General features: G+C 71.4%; 17 protein-coding genes and 2 pseudogenes. 11 read left to right on the forward strand and 8 right to left on the reverse strand.

Annotated features, from left to right (window positions below; all coding sequences use genetic code 11):
• Position 1: 1 nt before the first annotated feature.
• The 5 genes from ACFYQA_RS18460 to ACFYQA_RS18480 all read left to right on the forward strand — a co-directional run bounded on the left by ACFYQA_RS18460 (position 2) and on the right by ACFYQA_RS18480 (position 6,798).
• Positions 2 to 1,036: an SCO2521 family protein gene (locus ACFYQA_RS18460; RefSeq protein ID WP_388918545.1), complete on the forward strand. Its 1,035-nt coding sequence runs from the start codon at positions 2 to 4 to the stop codon at positions 1,034 to 1,036.
• A gap of 86 nt (positions 1,037 to 1,122) precedes the next feature.
• Positions 1,123 to 2,421 (forward strand): hypothetical protein, encoded by a 1,299-nt coding sequence (locus ACFYQA_RS18465; protein ID WP_388918548.1) that lies wholly within the window; start codon positions 1,123 to 1,125, stop codon positions 2,419 to 2,421.
• Positions 2,422 to 2,646: 225 nt separating this feature from the next.
• Positions 2,647 to 4,749 (forward strand): MMPL family transporter, encoded by a 2,103-nt coding sequence (locus tag ACFYQA_RS18470; RefSeq protein ID WP_388918551.1) that lies wholly within the window; start codon positions 2,647 to 2,649, stop codon positions 4,747 to 4,749.
• A gap of 88 nt (positions 4,750 to 4,837) precedes the next feature.
• Positions 4,838 to 6,139 (forward strand): sensor histidine kinase, encoded by a 1,302-nt coding sequence (locus ACFYQA_RS18475; protein ID WP_388918554.1) that lies wholly within the window; start codon positions 4,838 to 4,840, stop codon positions 6,137 to 6,139.
• Entirely contained in the window at positions 6,136 to 6,798 is a 663-nt protein-coding gene (locus ACFYQA_RS18480; RefSeq protein WP_388918557.1) for a response regulator, read from the forward strand. Before ACFYQA_RS18475 ends, ACFYQA_RS18480 begins: the two co-directional genes overlap by 4 nt.
• A 44-nt stretch (positions 6,799 to 6,842) precedes the next feature.
• Here ACFYQA_RS18480 and ACFYQA_RS18485 read toward each other — a convergent pair whose 3' ends face one another.
• The gene (locus ACFYQA_RS18485; protein WP_388918560.1) at positions 6,843 to 7,127 is read right to left on the reverse strand and encodes a hypothetical protein; all 285 of its coding nucleotides are present in this window, start codon (positions 7,125 to 7,127) and stop codon (positions 6,843 to 6,845) included.
• A gap of 320 nt (positions 7,128 to 7,447) precedes the next feature.
• Between ACFYQA_RS18485 and ACFYQA_RS18490 the strand changes: the two genes are divergently transcribed.
• The gene (locus ACFYQA_RS18490; RefSeq protein WP_388918563.1) at positions 7,448 to 8,023 is read left to right on the forward strand and encodes a hypothetical protein; all 576 of its coding nucleotides are present in this window, start codon (positions 7,448 to 7,450) and stop codon (positions 8,021 to 8,023) included.
• 157 nt (positions 8,024 to 8,180) lie between these two features.
• On the forward strand, positions 8,181 to 8,711 hold the full coding sequence (gene cpt, locus ACFYQA_RS18495) for a chloramphenicol phosphotransferase CPT (RefSeq protein WP_388918733.1): 531 nt from the start codon (positions 8,181 to 8,183) through the stop codon (positions 8,709 to 8,711).
• A gap of 46 nt (positions 8,712 to 8,757) precedes the next feature.
• On the opposite strand, the pseudogene ACFYQA_RS18500 reads toward cpt, so the two are convergent.
• From ACFYQA_RS18500 to ACFYQA_RS18510, 3 genes and pseudogenes are all read right to left on the reverse strand, one after another.
• Positions 8,758 to 8,901: pseudogene (locus tag ACFYQA_RS18500) on the reverse strand (IS630 family transposase); the annotation flags it as partial.
• A gap of 17 nt (positions 8,902 to 8,918) precedes the next feature.
• The gene (locus ACFYQA_RS18505) at positions 8,919 to 9,212 is read right to left on the reverse strand and encodes a DUF397 domain-containing protein (protein ID WP_388918566.1); all 294 of its coding nucleotides are present in this window, start codon (positions 9,210 to 9,212) and stop codon (positions 8,919 to 8,921) included.
• A pseudogene (locus ACFYQA_RS18510) lies at positions 9,194 to 10,028 on the reverse strand (Scr1 family TA system antitoxin-like transcriptional regulator). Before ACFYQA_RS18510 ends, ACFYQA_RS18505 begins: the two are co-directional and overlap by 19 nt.
• Before the next feature lie 99 nt (positions 10,029 to 10,127).
• On the opposite strand from ACFYQA_RS18510, the gene ACFYQA_RS18515 reads away from it, so the two are divergent.
• The 4 genes from ACFYQA_RS18515 to ACFYQA_RS18530 all read left to right on the forward strand — a co-directional run bounded on the left by ACFYQA_RS18515 (position 10,128) and on the right by ACFYQA_RS18530 (position 12,274).
• Positions 10,128 to 10,373 (forward strand): hypothetical protein, encoded by a 246-nt coding sequence (locus tag ACFYQA_RS18515; protein WP_388918569.1) that lies wholly within the window; start codon positions 10,128 to 10,130, stop codon positions 10,371 to 10,373.
• Positions 10,370 to 10,585: a hypothetical protein gene (locus tag ACFYQA_RS18520; protein WP_332427478.1), complete on the forward strand. Its 216-nt coding sequence runs from the start codon at positions 10,370 to 10,372 to the stop codon at positions 10,583 to 10,585. The genes ACFYQA_RS18515 and ACFYQA_RS18520 overlap by 4 nt, the downstream gene beginning before the upstream one ends.
• Positions 10,586 to 10,654: 69 nt before the next feature.
• Entirely contained in the window at positions 10,655 to 11,401 is a 747-nt protein-coding gene (gene recO / locus ACFYQA_RS18525) for a DNA repair protein RecO (protein WP_388918571.1), read from the forward strand.
• Positions 11,402 to 11,437: 36 nt separating this feature from the next.
• Positions 11,438 to 12,274, forward strand: a complete 837-nt coding sequence (locus ACFYQA_RS18530; protein ID WP_388918573.1) for an isoprenyl transferase — start codon at positions 11,438 to 11,440, stop codon at positions 12,272 to 12,274.
• A 69-nt stretch (positions 12,275 to 12,343) separates the two neighbouring features.
• Here the strand turns inward: ACFYQA_RS18530 and ACFYQA_RS18535 are convergent, their stop codons facing one another.
• The 4 genes from ACFYQA_RS18535 to ACFYQA_RS18550 form a co-directional block, all read right to left on the reverse strand.
• Positions 12,344 to 12,766: a Fur family transcriptional regulator gene (locus tag ACFYQA_RS18535; RefSeq protein ID WP_388918575.1), complete on the reverse strand. Its 423-nt coding sequence runs from the start codon at positions 12,764 to 12,766 to the stop codon at positions 12,344 to 12,346.
• 64 nt (positions 12,767 to 12,830) lie between these two features.
• Entirely contained in the window at positions 12,831 to 13,733 is a 903-nt protein-coding gene (locus tag ACFYQA_RS18540) for a metal ABC transporter permease (RefSeq protein WP_388918578.1), read from the reverse strand.
• Between the two features lie 6 nt (positions 13,734 to 13,739).
• Positions 13,740 to 14,543, reverse strand: a complete 804-nt coding sequence (locus ACFYQA_RS18545) for a metal ABC transporter ATP-binding protein (protein ID WP_388918581.1) — start codon at positions 14,541 to 14,543, stop codon at positions 13,740 to 13,742.
• Between the two features lie 50 nt (positions 14,544 to 14,593).
• Positions 14,594 to 15,577 (reverse strand): metal ABC transporter substrate-binding protein, encoded by a 984-nt coding sequence (locus ACFYQA_RS18550; protein ID WP_388918584.1) that lies wholly within the window; start codon positions 15,575 to 15,577, stop codon positions 14,594 to 14,596.
• Between the last annotated feature and the right edge of the window lies 1 nt (position 15,578).

Below are 15,578 nucleotides of genomic sequence, written 5' to 3' on the forward strand. Positions count from 1 at the left end.
CATGGGGCCGTCGAAGACCGCACCGCGTGTCGTGCTCGCCTGCGGAGAGGTCCGCACCTCGCTGCTGCCGGCCCTGCAGGCCCTCGACAGCCGGGCCGCCGCCCAGCTCCTCGGACTGCGAGCCGACGAACGCGTCCTGCTCTCCGAGCGCCCCAACCTCTACGGCCGCTCGCCCGACACGCTCACCGGCGTCGACTGCCCCCTGCCCAGCGCCAACGGCGCCCGGGTCCGCGCCGTCGGCACGGTCGCCGCACGGGCCGCGCTCACCGAGGGACGCCTGCTCCAGACCTCCGCGTACTTCAAGGTGCCCGCCACCGGCCCCGACCACCGGCAGCCGTGGGGCCACTACCTGGTACGGCCCGGCGTGGTCGAGCCGTTCGGGAAGCTGCCCCATGAGGCGGTCGCCGAGGGCGTGCTGAACGGCGGGCGGCACGGCGATCTCGACGTCGGCCTGATCGCGGACGGACTGCACACCAGACTGCTGCGCCACCCCCTGCTCGACCACCGGCCGCCCCTCAGGTCCCGCCCCACCCGGCTCCGCTGGGTGGCCCTGCCCGCGGACCCGGGCGCCGGCCCGTCGATCGAGCGGTTCACCCTCGCCGAGGACGAGCTGCGCACGGTAAGGCTCCGGGTGCCCGAGGGCACCCCCAGCGAGGGGCTCGCCGGGCTCTGCGACGACCTCGCCCTGCACGACTGGCTGCTCACCACCGTGGTCCGCATCCTCGACGGCATCCGGCTGGGGGCCGGCGCCGGGACGGCCGGGGCACCGCCGTCCCGGCAGCGTCCGGGGCAGCGCCAGGGAGCGGGCGAGGAGCTTCCCGCCGTGGTCAGGGCGCTGCGACCCACCGTCGACCATCTGCTGCACCTGTGGATGCCGCGGGCCCGGGTGGCGCAGGACCTGGCGCCGCTCTGGGACGCGCTGGAGGAACGGCCCGGCTTCACCCGGCAGTGGCAGACCCTCGTTCAGCGCATCCGCGACCAGCTCACCCTGCACGCGATCCCGTCCCCCCACCGGGAGGCGGACATGGGTCCCTGACCGGACACCGGGCAACCGCCGGACCCGGCCCCAAGCACATTTCCGCATCCCGATCCGACGTGTATCCCAACGGGGGGAAGAGCGAGATGAGCACGGCACCATCATCTGAGTCCGAGGGCACCCGGCCCGAACCCGGCACGGCGATTCCCGCACAGACGGGGCCGCCGGACGATCCGGGCGGCACGGTGTTACCCCCTTCGGCGGACGCACCCGACGCACCCGACGCGACCGACAAGCCGGGCAGGTGGCCGGGTCCGGCCGCATTCGCATGGCAGCGGTGGCTGCCGTTCGGCCTGGTCCTCGGCCTGGTCCTCGGCCTCCTCGCCTGGGGCGTCGCCGCGCTGTTGGCCCCGGACGCCGGTACGGGGCGGCAGCTCGCCGCCGCCGCGCTCTGCACCGGTGCCGTCGTGGCCGTCCAGTACCTCCTCGGCCCGGACCGCGAGGCGCGGGAGTGGCGGACGCGGGAGAGGCAGGACAGGTACGGGCGGGAACGGGAGAGGTGGGCGGAGCGCGTCCTGACCGGGACCGCCACCGATGTGGAGAACACCGTGCGGGACGGTCTCCAACGGTACGACGACGCCCTGGAGACCGGTCTCACCCGGCACGCCGAGGAGACGCGGACCACTCTGAGCCGGCACGCCGAGGACATGAAGCAGCTGGTCGAGAACCGCTTCGCCCAGCTGGACCGGTCTCCGCAGCCCTACCCGACGCTGGACCGGGTCCGCATGGACGGCGTACCCGAACTGGCCCAGCGCTTCGCCGACGTCCTGGCGCCCGGATCCCCGCTCCTGTACTCCTTCATCCGGCTGGAGATGCAGCGGGTGATCGAGCACATGTCGGCGCTCACCCGGCTGAGCGTGGAGAGCCACGGGGAGAACCACGACTGGATGCTCAGCCTCGCCCACGTCGCGGAGCAGTCGATCTGCGCCATCAGTACGTCCGTCGACCGGGAGTTCTGGAACAGCGAGCCCGCCGGCCGCTACCTCGACGCGCAGAAGCAGGCGATCGAGGAGCACGGGGTGCCCGTACGGCGGCTGTTCCTGCTGGAGAGCGCCCGCGAACTCGACGACCGGCTGCTGCGGCTGTGCGACGAGCAGGAGGCGCTGCGCATCGAGGTGCGGGTGGCGGTGCTGCCGGAACTGCCGCCGCACATCCAGCGCGGCACCGCCAACGACTTCATCGTCTACGACGAGGAAGTGTCCTTCGAGATCGAGCAGGACCTGCGCGACGTCAACGTCAGAACCCGGCTCATCGCACGTCCGGACCACGTCCAGGAGCAGATGAAGCGCTTCTGGAAACTCTGGGAGGCGGGTATGAGCGTCCGCGAACTGGAGGTGCGGGTCGACGACGAGGAGGACGGCACCTGGATGGTCGACCGCACCTGAGCCGCCGCCCCACCCGGCACCCTCTCCACGGCCCTGTCCCGGACCGCCCTCCGCCGGCCCGCCTCCGCCCACCCCACGCTGTTACTCCCCGGGGAGTAACCCGCCCTCCGCGCCACCCTCAGCAGTACCGGTCGGCTCACCCTCGCGCCCGACGTATCGGCCCTCCCGCGCCGGGAGTCTGGAGAGCGGATCGGACAGAGCCGGCGAGCGGAGGGGGACGGTGGCATGGGGGCCGTAAGGACACGTGCGGGGCGGGGGCGGGCGGTGCCCTGGGTGGTGGTCGGACTGTGGCTGGCAGCGCTGGTGCTGGCCGGCCCGCTGGCCGGGAAGTTCGGCGGGGTGCAGCAGAACCGGGCCGTCGACTATCTGCCCGACAGCGCCGACTCCACCCAGGTCGCAAGTATCCAGGCGGAGTTGCCCGGTGGTGAGGCCACCGAGCTGGTACTCGTCTATCACCGGGACGGTGGACTGACCGGGGCCGACCGGCGGACCGCCGCCGAGCAGGTCGCCGAGGTGGAGAGCACCTACGAGCCGGCGAACGAGCCGCGGGGGGTCCCGTCCGAGGACGGCAGCACCCTCATGTTCCCGGTGTCCAGTACCGGGCCCGGCCAGGACGAAGAGGCCCGGGACGCGTTCGTCGACGGGGTGCGGGAGATCGTGAGCGGCACCGGCGGGCTGAGTGCCGAGGTCGGCGGGGCCGGCGCCCTCCAGACCGACCTGCTCAAGGTGTACGAGACGGTCGACGGCACCCTGCTGTACGCCACCCTCGGCGTCGTCACCGTCCTGCTCGTGCTGATCTACCGCAGCCCGTTCCTGTGGCTGGTCCCGCTGACCGTCGCGGGGGCGGCGGCGGGGCTGGCGATGGCCGCCGGGTACGGGCTGCACAAGCTGTTCGACGTCACGATCACCGGGCAGAGCGGCGGCATCATGACCGTGCTCGTCCTCGGCGCCGGCACCGACTACGCGCTGCTCCTCGTCTCCCGCTACCGGGAGGAACTGCGGCGCCACGAACGCCCCTACGACGCCATGCGGGTCGCCCTGCGCGGCTGCGGGCCGGCGATCCTCGCCTCCTCCGGCACCGTCGCGGCCGGGCTGCTCTGCCTGGTCGCCGCCGACCTCAACAGCAGCAGCGGCATGGGACCGGTCGGCATGATCGGGGTACTGGCCGCGCTGGTCGCCATGACCACCCTGCTGCCCGCCGTCCTGGTCCTGCTCGGGCGGCGCGTGTTCTGGCCGCTGATCCCCGCCTTCGGCAGCGAGCCCAGGGCCCGCCGGTCGCTGTTCGCCGCCATGGGCACCTCGGCCGCCCGCCGGCCCGCCGCCGTCCTCACGGGCGGGGCCGTCCTTCTCGGAACCCTCGCGCTCGGCACGCTCAACCTCACCGGCGACCTCAAACAGGAGGACGCCTTCACCGACCGGCCGGAGTCCATCACCGCGATGCTGACCCTGGCCGAGAAGTACCCCGAGCGCAGCAGCCGCCCCGTCACCGTCATGGCACCCACCGGCCGGGCCGGCACCGTACTGGAGACGGCCCGCACCACCGACGGGGTCGCGGACGCGTCCGCCGGACGCGGTGGCGGAGGCTGGACCGAGATCTCCGTGTTCCCCACCGCCGCGCCCGAGTCTCCGGGCGAGACCCGCACCATCGAGGCCCTGCGCGACCGGCTCGACGGCCAGGGCAGCTACGTCGGCGGTCCCAGCGCCCAGCAACTCGACCTCGCCGCCGCCGAGTCGCGGGACCGCTCGGTGATCGTGCCGCTGGTGCTCGCCGCGGTGTTCGTCATCCTGACGGTGCTGCTGCGCAGCCTGGTCGCGCCGCTGCTGCTGCTCGGCGCCGTGGTAGCCGTGTGGGGCGCGACCCTCGGCATCGGGGGACTGGTCTTCGGGCCGCTGTTCGGTTTCGCGGGCACCGACCCCGGCCTCGGCCTGCTCTCCTTCGTCTTCCTCGTCGCCCTCGGCGTCGACTACGGCATCTTCCTGATGCACCGGATGCGCGAGGAGTCCCTGGCGGGCGCCGAACCCGAGGCCGCCGCCCTCACCGCGCTGCGCACCACCGGCGGGGTGATCGCCTCCGCGGGCGTCGTCCTCGCCGCGACCTTCGCCGTACTGACCACCCTGCCGCTGGTCGGCATGGTCGAACTCGGCTTCGTCATCGCGGTCGGCGTCCTGCTCGACACGTTCCTCGTCCGCACCTATCTGGTGACCACGGCGAGTGTGCTGCTGCGCCGCTGGATGTGGTGGCCCGGCCGGCTGTCCCGGCCCGCCCCGAAGCCGGTACGGGGGGACCGGGACGACACGGCGGAACGGGAGCCGGAGCCCGTGCAGTAGGCAGGCGGCCGGTATTACCGCACCGGCGCGAAGACGAAAGGGCGCCCCTCCCTCGTGGAGGGGCTCCCTCCTCCCGGAGGATGAACCCGTGCAGGCAACCACGACAACGGCCCCCGCACCGCCGCCCCCGGCGAGGACCGCGGCGGACGGGCGGCCGCGCCTCGGCGAGCGGATCCTGGCGGCGATCCACCGAGACCCGCTCACCGCACCGCACGCCGTCCGCAACGACGCCGTGCTGGCCGTTCTCCTCGCCGCGAGTGCGACCACCCTGGCACTGGCCGGCGACGGCCGCAGGCCCGACGCGCTCGGCTGGACCCTGCTGCTCGCCGCCCACGTGCCCCTGGTGTGGCGCCGTCGTCGGCCCCTGCCGGCGCTGCTGGGCGTCCTCGTGGTGGCCGTGCCGTACCACGCGCTCGACAACAACCATGCCGCGCCCGTCGCCGCGACCTTGGTGCCCCTCTACACGCTCGCCGCCACCGGCCCACCGCGCCGCACCCTCTGCCTCGGCTCACTCGTCATCAGCGGCACGCTCCTGCTGAACGCGCTCACCAATCCCGACGGCTTCATGGAACTGGTCCGCATCATCGGCTGGGCCATCGCCGTGCTCTTCCTCGGCGTCGACGTCCGCTACTACCGGCAGTACGTCACCGGGCTCGTCGAGCGGGCCGAACGGGCCGAACGCACCCGGGAGGAGGAGGCCCGCCGGCGGGTCGCCGAGGAACGCCTGCGCATCGCCCGTGACCTGCACGATCTGCTGGCCCACAGCATCACCCTCATCGGCGTGCAGACCTCCGTCGCCGCGCACGTCCTGGCCGCCGACCCGGAGCGGCTCGACCGGGAGACGGTCGCCAAGTCCCTCGACGACATCGCCGAGACCTGCCGGACGGCCCGCGGGGAACTCCGTACGACCCTGGAGGTGCTGCGGGAGCACGGGGCCGGGGGTGACGCCCGGGGGCCGCTGCCCGGCCTCGGCGGCGTGCCCGACCTGGTGGAGGCGGCCCGGCTGGCGGGCGCGCGGGTCGAGCGGTCCGGCCGGTACGGCGCCGTCCCGCCCGCCGTCGGCGCCGCCGCGTACCGCATCGTGCAGGAGGCGCTGACCAACGCCGTCCGGCACGCCGGGCCCGAGCCCCTTGTCGCCGTCGAACTGCGCACGGCCGACGGCGTCCTGCACCTGTCCGTCACCGACGACGGCACCGGCCCCGCCCCCGGCGGCAACTCCGGGTTCGGGCTGGTCGGGATGCGGGAGCGGGCCCGCAGCGTGGGTGGCACACTCGACGCCGGGGCCCGTCCGGGCGGCGGCTTCCAGGTGACCGCGACCCTGCCCCTGACCACGACCGCCACCTCCGAGGTCGCTGTCGCCACCGCTGCGGAAGGAACCAGGGCCCGATGACCATCCGTGTGCTGCTCGCCGATGACCAGACCCTCGTACGGGAGGCGTTCGCGATGCTCGTCGAGTCGGCGTCCGACATGGAGGTCGTCGGCCAGGCGGCCACCGGCCGTGAAGCGGCCGAGCTGGCCCGCACCCGGCGCGCCGACCTCGTCGTCATGGACATCCGGATGCCCGACCTCGACGGCATCGAGGCCACCCGGCTGATCGCCGCCGACGAGGACCTCGCCGGGGTGAAGGTGCTCGTCCTGACCACCTACGACACCGACGAGAACATCGTGGACGCGCTCCGCGCCGGCGCCTCCGGCTTCCTGGTCAAGGACACCCGGCCCGCCGAACTCCTCGACGCGATCCGCACGGTGGCCGACGGCGAGGCGCTGCTGTCACCCGGGCCCACGGCACGGCTGATCGCCCGGTTCCTGCGCAGTCCTCGGATGCCGGTGACGGCCGGCCCCGAGTGTCTGTCGGACCGCGAGCGGGAGGTGCTCGCGCTGGTCGCGCGCGGGCTCAACAACACCGAGGTCGCCGAGGCGTTGGGGCTGAGCCCGCTCACGGCGAAGACCCACGTCAGCCGGATCATGGGCAAACTCGCGGCCCGCGACCGGGCCCAACTGGTGATCGTGGCATACGAGTCGGGACTGGTCGCACCGGGAACGCAGTGACGCGGGGAACGGATGCCACGCCCTCCCGTACGCCTCGCCTGGTGTCAAAGGGCGTACTGCAGCCAGCGCTGGATCGTGTTGTTGATGTTGCCGGGCAGGGCGCTGAGCCTGTCGATGGCCTCGCGGTCCTCGGGGAGCGGCGGGATCCCGGCGGCGGTCAGGGCCGCGTGGAGTTCCAGCCGGCGCCGGTCCCGCGGATCGATGGCGATGTCCAGCCGCTCCGGCGGGTGCGGCGGCGCGATCGGGAAGTCGCCGTAGCCGCTCCCGTCGAAGGCATAGGCGTCGACGTAGCTCTGGTGGGGGCCGTACTCGTACGAGGTGGCGGTCACGTCGGTCTCCAAAGAATTGCGGTTCTACCTCACAGGAGACCGCTTCGGAGCCCGCCACGGGCGCCGCCCCGCCGAAACGTCACGCCAACGGCGTCATAGCCAGGTCATCCTCCGGTCGGACCAACCGCTCAGCGGAAAAGCGGGAGTTGGGAGGAACCGGGGCGGGAACGGGAGCGCCTCACGGTACGAACGTTCGCCACATATGCTTACGCATCCACCTGTATACCCACTAAGGCGTGAACCACTCCGTAATGGCACAACTGCTCAGCATTCTCGCAGGTTGTACACCCGCATCACACGAACGACCTTGAGGGAACGCCATGAACGAGCAGTACCCGCAGCAGCCGCAGCCCGGATGGGGCGGCTCCCGGCAGCCCGCAGGCGCTCCCACGCCCCAGCCGCCGAAAAAGCGCCGTGTCGGCAAGATCGTGGGCCTCGGCTGCGCCGGCCTTCTCGCCCTGATGGTCGTCGTCGCCGTCGCGGCCACGTCGATGAACGGTGACTCCGACTCCACGGACACCGGCAAGAAGGACAAGGCCGTCACCGCCGAGGAGCAGGTGCCGGCCGGCGGGGCGTCGGGGAAGGACGCCGAGGGCGAGCGGACACCGGGTACGAAGACCCGGGCCGAGGAATTCCGGGCCTGTGTCGCCGAGTCCGGTACGCCCACGGAGAAGGAGGCCGTCACGCACGTCACCAAGGTGACCGGTGCCGACAAGCGCAACGACATCTTCGACTCGGCCGACGTCTTCACGGACTTCTCCGGCGGCCTGACCGGCCCTCACACGGGTGAGGGCAAACTGATCGCCTCGGCGTTCACCTCGTGCTACGAGTCCGAGAACGGGCTGGTCACCGTGTACGACGAGGACGGCGAACTGCTCGCCACCGCGAACTACTGAGCCCACCGGTGGCTGCCGTCCCCAGCCGGGGCGGCAGCTGCCGTGCCCCCGTGGCCAGTGCTCCGACCGGGAAGGTTCGCCAGGTTGTGGCTGGTGGTGCAGGGTTCGCGGAAATCTGTTTCGAGCCTTGCCCTGGTGCCTCTACTGTGGCGCGGTGATGACTCAGGTGATCGTTCTCAACGGTGGTTCCAGCTCGGGGAAGTCCGGGATCGTTCGGTGTCTGCAGGCAGTACTGCCGGATCCGTGGCTGGCCCTGGGGACAGACACGCTGGTTGACGCGATGCCCGCGTCCATGCAGGCATCGGACGGCGGGATCGAGTTCGCTCCGGACGGAGCGGTGATCGTCGGTCCGGAGTTCCGAACCCTGGAAGCGGCATGGATCGAGGGGGTCGCCGCGATGGCCCGTGCCGGCGCCCGGGTCGTCATCGATGAGGTCTTCCTCGGCGGAGCGGACTCACAGCAGCGATGGCAGAAAGCCTTGGGCGAACTGCGGGTGCTGTGGGTCGGCGTCCGATGTGACGCTGCGGTAGCCGCAAGCCGTGAGGTCGCACGGGGCGATCGGACCATCGGAATGGCCGCCTCCCAGGCGGACGTGGTCCACCAGGGCGTGACCTATGACCTGGAGGTGGACACCACGCATGCCGAGTCGATGGAGTGCGCGCGGACCATCGCCGCACATGTCAAGTGATCGACGGCCCGGCTGTCTGCCGCTGTGACCGCATCGCGGGGACGAGTCAGGCCGCAGTGGTGAGAGGGCGTCCGCCCCAGCGGATGCCCTTCTCGCCGCGAACGCGGGCGCGTTCGAGGCGCTGGGCGGCGAGCAGATCGGGGTGGCGGGCGTTGGCATTGCGCCGGCGCAGGTAGCGGTGCAGGTAGCGGTGCAGGGCCCGGGGGATTACCTCCGGGCCGGACGCCCTTCGGTGACGGTGCCTATGAACTCCGTCCAGGCCGCCGCGCCGATGACCAGGACGGGGCCGGCGGTCACTTTGCTGTCCCGGACGGGGACGATGCCGGGCACTCCGTCGGCGACTTCGAGGCAGGACTCGCCTCCGCTTCCGCCGCTGTACGTGCTCTTGCGCCAGCGGGCGGCGCCGGGGAAGGCGTGGGCGACTTCGACGCAGTTGCCGCCGTTGCCGTCGCTGTATGTGCTCTTGCGCCAGTGTGCTCCGCTCAGGTCGTACTCGCGCATCGTCTGAAGTCCTCCGCCGCCGATTGGATCAGGGCCAGGGACAGCTCTGGTGACAGCGCGTCCGCCCTGAGCAGATCGTATGCCGACTGTGCTCGCTGCACCACGGCTGGATCGTCCAGCAGGTTCCCCGAATACACGGCTTCTGTATAGGCGGTTGCGGGTGCGTCATCGAACTCCATGAGTCGAAGGTCCCCGGTCATCACGGGATACGCGCCGGCCGCATAGGGCAGCACCTGGACCAGTCACCGCCCGATCCCGCGCGAGTTCCGCGACGTGCTCCAGTTGCTCCGCCATGACCGCCGGTCCGCCCACCGGGATGAGCAGCACGTTCTCGTGCAGGATCGCCCAGTACACCGGCCGCGTGGCGTCCTTGAGGATCCGCCCTCGTTCGATGCGTCCCGATACCTTCTCGTCGACCGATTCCTCCGGCGCGAAAGGGTTCATGGCCGGCGTGACCGCCCGCGCGTAAGCCGGTGTCTGCAACAGCCCGGGAATCAGCGCCGGCGTGAACTCGCAGATCTTCGTCGCCAGCGTCTCCAGCTCCGCCGCCTTGGCGAAGTAATCCGCATACCGGCGGTCGTCGATCAGCTTCCTGCACAGGCGCTCGAAAATACCGTCGGTTTGCAGGGTCTCGTCGATCCGCTGGGCGACGTCCAATTGGGGTTTGCGAATTGCCTGTTCGAATTGGTCGATGTAGCCCCCCGATACGAACACCCGCGCCCCCAGCTCCGCCTGCGTGAACCCCGAATCCTCCCGGCGTCGCTTCAGTTCCGTGCCGAAGAACTCCCATGCCGCTTGGCGTGAACCGTTGGCCATTGCTCACCCCTTTCCCAACCCCTTTGCGCAGCCCGCTACTTGTAGGGCGCAAAACTCTTCCGAGTGTAGGTTCCGAAGGGCACCTTAAGGACAGGAAGCGTGAAAGCCGAAGAGAAGGGGACCAAAGTGAAGGAACGGCACTCGGCGCTCTGCGTCGAAGAGGCGGAGGGCGTGGTGAAAGAATTGCGGGAATTACTCGTGAAGGCAGGAATTACTCTGCCGTCGCTGGGCTTGGACCCGGTGAGTCTTGCGCGGGAGGCGCCCTGTCCACTGGTCGACCTGGGGCGGTGCTCCGTGGAGACCGCACGGCGGCTCGCGGCCGTGATGGCCGCGGCAGCGCGATGAAGCCGCCGGTCGGTGTGTATGTCGTGGACACCCGGACCGAGAGGGTCGGCATCGTGATGGGGCACGAGGGGCCCTACATCCAGCTGAGACCGTACGGCGGCGGTCGGGAGTGGGACGCCGAACCGGTTGAGGTGCGCCAGGCGACGCCCGCCGAGCGGCTGCGCGCGGCGACGGCGTACGCCAACGCCCGCAGCCGGGGGGAGCTGCCTTGACGCGGGGGCCCGCCGGCCGGCCCTCGAGGCGGTGCCACGGGAGCCAGGCGCGTGCGCGAGAATGGTCGTATGAGTCTGTTCCGCGACGACGGCGTTGTGCTGCGCACCCAGAAGCTGGGTGAAGCGGACCGGATCATCACTCTGCTCACGCGCGGTCACGGGCGCGTACGTGCCGTGGCGAGGGGCGTGCGCCGGACGAAGTCCAAGTTCGGCGCACGCCTCGAACCGTTCTCCCACGTGGACGTGCAGTTCTTCGCCAAGGGGAGCGAGCTGATCGGGCGCGGCCTCCCGCTGTGCACGCAGAGCGAGACCATCGCGCCGTACGGCGGCGGGATCGTCACCGACTACGCCCGCTACACCGCCGGAACGGCCATGCTGGAGACCGCCGAGCGGTTCACCGACCACGAGGGCGAACCGGCCGTCCAGCAGTACCTGCTGCTCGTCGGCGCCCTGCGGACCCTGGCCCGCGGCGAGCACGCACCGCATCTCGTCCTCGACGCGTTCCTGCTGCGTTCCCTCGCCGTCAACGGCTACGCCCCGACCTTCGGCGACTGCGCGAAGTGCGGGATGCCCGGACCGAACCGGTTCTTCTCGGTCGCCTCCGGCGGTTCCGTCTGCGCCGACTGCCGGGTCCCCGGCAGCGTCGTGCCCTCGCCGCAGGCCCTGGAACTGCTCGGCGCGCTGCTCACGGGAGACTGGGAGACGGCGGACGCGTCCGAGGCGCGGCACGTCCGGGAGGGGAGCGGGCTGGTGTCCGCGTACCTCCACTGGCACCTGGAGCGCGGACTGCGCTCCCTGCGGTACGTCGAGAAGTAACGAACACCCAGAACACCTAGAGGAGACGAGAAGCACATGGCCGTACGCGGGTTTCTGGGGCGTCAGCGCCGGGAGTACAAGACGCCGGTACCGCACCCCTCCGGCGCGCGGCCCCCGAAGTTCCCCGGTGAGCTGGTCCCCAAGCACGTGGCGATCGTGATGGACGGCAACGGCCGCTGGGCCAAGGAGCGGGGCCTGCCGCGCACCGAGGGCCACAAGGTGGGCGCCGAGCGCGTGCTGGACGTGCTCCAGGGCGGGATCGAGATGGGCGTCGGCGCCATCTCGCTGTACGCCTTCTCCACCGAGAACTGGAAGCGCTCGCCGGACGAGGTGCGCTTCCTGATGAACTTCAACCGCGACTTCATCCGCAAGTCCCGGGCCGAGCTCGACGAGCTGGGTGTGCGGGTGCGCTGGGTGGGGCGGATGCCCAAGCTGTGGAAGTCGGTCGCCAAGGAACTCCAGGTCGCGCAGGAGCAGACCAAGGACAACGACCGGCTCACCCTGTACTTCTGCATGAACTACGGCGGTCGCGCCGAGATCGCCGACGCGGCGCAGGCGCTGGCCGAGGACGTGAGGGCGGGGCGCCTGGACCCGGCGAAGGTCAACGAGAAGACGCTGCAGAACTACCTGTACTACCCGGACATGCCGGACGTGGACCTGTTCCTGCGGCCGAGCGGTGAGCAGCGCACGTCCAACTACCTGCTGTGGCAGAGCGCCTACGCGGAGATGGTCTTCCAGGACGTCCTGTGGCCGGACTTCGACCGCCGGGACCTGTGGCGCGCGTGCCTCGAGTTCGCCTCCCGCGACCGCCGCTTCGGCGGCGCGATCCCGAACGAGGAGCTGCTCGCCATGGAGGGCAGGCAGGAGCAGTAGGGGGAGCGGGTGTGGACACGGCGGGGGGCGCGGAGATCATCTTCGCGCCCCTCGCCGTGTACCGGGGTCTCAGGTGCCGCTCGCGGCCGCCGCGCACTCCGCGCAGGTTCCGAAGATCTCCACGGTGTGGGCCACGTTGACGTAGCCGTGCTCGGCGGCGATGGCCTCCGCCCAGGTCTCCACGGCCGGGCCCTCCACCTCGACCGCCTTGCCGCAGTTGCGGCAGACCAGGTGGTGGTGATGGTCGCCGGTGGAGCACCGGCGGTAGACGGACTCGCCGTCCGCCGTGCGCAGCACGTCCACCTCGCCGGCGTCGGCGAGGGACTGCAGGGTGCGGTAGACCGTGGTGAGTCCCACCGAGTCGCCCTTGTGCTTGAGCACGTCGTGCAGCTCCTGCGCACTGCGGAACTCGTCGACGTCCTGGAGCGCAGCCGCCACAGCGGCCCGCTGCCTGGTGGCGCGGCCCTTCACGGGCGGTCCAGCGGTGGTCACCGGTTTCCTCCTCAGTCTGCCTCTGCTCTGCCGCGGCCATTGTGCCAGGCCGGGCAGGAGGGAGTCAGGCGTCGGGCTCGCCGCGCGGTTTCCGGCCGGCCGGTACGGCGCACCCGGCCGGGTCCGGCGCGGGCTGCGCGGCGGCCGTCGCGCGGGCGCGGCGGCGGGCCAGCGGGGTGGCCAGCACGGTCAGCGCGATGAACGCGGCGATCGTCAGCAGCACGATCGTCGCCCCGGGCGGCACGTCCTGGTAGTACGAGGTGACCGTGCCGCCGATGGTCACGCTCACGCCGATCGCGACGGCGATGGCGAAGGTGGCGGCGAAGCTGCGGCTGAGTGCCTGGGCGGCGGCCACGGGCACGACCATGAGCGCGCTCACCAGCAGCAGGCCCACCACGCGCATCGCGACGGTGACGGTGACCGCCGCCGTGACCGCGGTGAGCAGGTTCAAAAACCGTACCGGCAGGCCGGTGACCCGCGCGAACTCCTCGTCCTGGCTGACCGCGAACAGTTGGCGGCGCAGACCGACGGTGACCAGCACCACGAACGCGGCCAGCAGACAGATGGCCGTCACGTCGGACTCGGAGACCGTCGACAGGGAGCCGAACAGGTACGAGGTGAGGTTCGCGTTGGAGCCGGTCGGGGCGAGGTTGATGAACATCACGCCGCCCGCCATACCGCCGTAGAACAGCATCGCGAGGGCGATGTCACCGCGGGCCCTGCCGTACCAGCGGATCAGCTCCATCAGGACGGCGCCGACGATGGAGACCAGGGTCGCCATCCACACCGGCGACCAGGAGAGCAGGAAGCCGAGGCCGACGCCGGTCATCGCGACGTGCCCGATGCCGTCGCCCATGAGGGCCTGGCGTCGCTGGACGAGGTAGATGCCGACCGCGGGGGCGGTGATGCCGACCAGGACGGCCGCCAGCAGAGCCCGCTGCATGAAGGCGTAGTTCAGGAGGTCCATCAGCAATCAGCTCAGCAGTCCCGTGCGGATCGGTTCGGCGCCCGCCGGTGCGTGCGGGTGTACGTGGTCGTGGCCCGGCAGAGCGTGCTGACCGACCGCCTTGGGGGGCGGGCCGTCGTGCGTCACGCAGCCGTCGCGCAGGACGACCGCCCGGTCGATCAGGGGCTCCAGCGGGCCCAGCTCGTGCAGGACGAGCAGGACGGTGGTGCCCCGGTCGACCTGCCGGCGCAGTATCTCCGCGAGCACCTCCTGGCTGGCCAGGTCGACGCCCGCCATCGGCTCGTCCAGGATCAGCAGCTCGGGTTCGGCGGCGAGCGCGCGGGCGATCAGCACCCGCTGGTGCTGGCCGCCGGAGAGCGCGTCCACGGAGTCCTTCGCCCGGTCCGCCATGCCGACGAGGTCCAGCGCGCGGCGTACGGCCTCGCGGTCGGCCTTGCGGAACACGCCGAAGCGGGTGCGGGAGAGCCGGCCGGAGGCGACCACCTCGGTCAGCGTGGCGGGCACGCCGCCCGCGGCCGTGGTGCGCTGCGGGACGTACCCCACGCGCGCCCAGTCGCCGAACCGGCGCCGCGGGGTGCCGAACAGCTCGATCTCGCCGGCGCCGGCCGGCACCTGGCCGATGACGGCGCGCACGGTCGTCGACTTGCCGGAGCCGTTGGCGCCGAGCAGGGCGACGACCTCGCCGCGGTGCACGGTGAGGTCGATGCCGCGCAGGACGGGGCGCGAGCCCAGCTCGGCGTGGACGCCCCGCAGGGAGATGACGGGCTCGGTCTTCGGCGTCGATATGGCGGGCTCGGTGTTCGTCGTCATGCTGCCGCCCTCCGGTGGTGGGTGGGTGGGTCGGCCGGCCGGGCGGCCGGTCACGCGGATCCCAGAGCCGTCTGCAGGGCCTTCAGGTTGGACTCCATGACCTCGAAGTAGTTGTTGCCGCGGGAGCTGTCGGTAATGCCCTCGAGAGGGTCGAGGACGTCCGTCTTCAGTCCGGCGTCCTTGGCGACCGTCTTCGCGGTGTCGTCACTCACCAGTGTCTCGTAGAAAATGGTGGTCACGCCGTCGGCCTTGGCGGTCTCGGCGAGCTTCTTCACACGGGCCGCGCTGGGCTCGGACTCGGGGTCGAGGCCGTTGATGGCCTCCTCGGTCAGGCCGTAGCGCTCGGCGAAGTAGCCGAAGGAGGCGTGGGTGGTGATGAAGACGTCGCTCTTGCGGTTCTTCAGGCCCGCCTCGAGGGTGGTGTCCAGCGCGTTCAGCTCGCCGACGAGGGTTTCGGTGTTCTTCCGGTAGTCGGCGGCGTGGTCGGGGTCGGCCTTCTCGAAGGCCTTGCCGACACCCTCGGCGACCTCGGCGTACTTGACCGGGTCGAGCCAGACGTGGGGGTCCTTGCCGCCCTCGGTCTCGTGGGAGTGGCCCGCGTGCCCGCCCTCGCCCTCGTGGGCGTGGTCCTCGTCCGTGTGCTCGTCCCCGGCGCCGTGCGTCTCCAGGGTGGTCAGGGTGGCCGCGTCGATCTTCGTCTTCACCCCGGACTGGCCGATGGCCTCGTCGATGTTGGGCTGCAGGCCCTTGAGGTGGAGCGCGGCGTCGGTCTTCTCGAGCTGCGCGGTCTGCTTGGCGCTGATCTCCAGGTCGTGCGGCTCCTGGCCGGGCTGGGTCAGGCTGGTGACGTTCACATGGCCGCCGCCGATCCGCTCGGCCAGGAACGCCATCGGGTAGAAGGAGGCGACGACGTCGAACTTGTCGGTGTTGCCCGCCGCGGCGCTGTCGGAGGAGCAGGCGGACAGGGTGCCCATGGCGAGCGCGGTGACCGCGGTCACCGCTGCCGTGGGTATGAGGCGTCGTCGTACGTTCATG

This window comes from Streptomyces sp. NPDC005774, from assembly GCF_042871645.1.
Taxonomy (GTDB): domain Bacteria; phylum Actinomycetota; class Actinomycetes; order Streptomycetales; family Streptomycetaceae; genus Streptomyces; species Streptomyces pratens.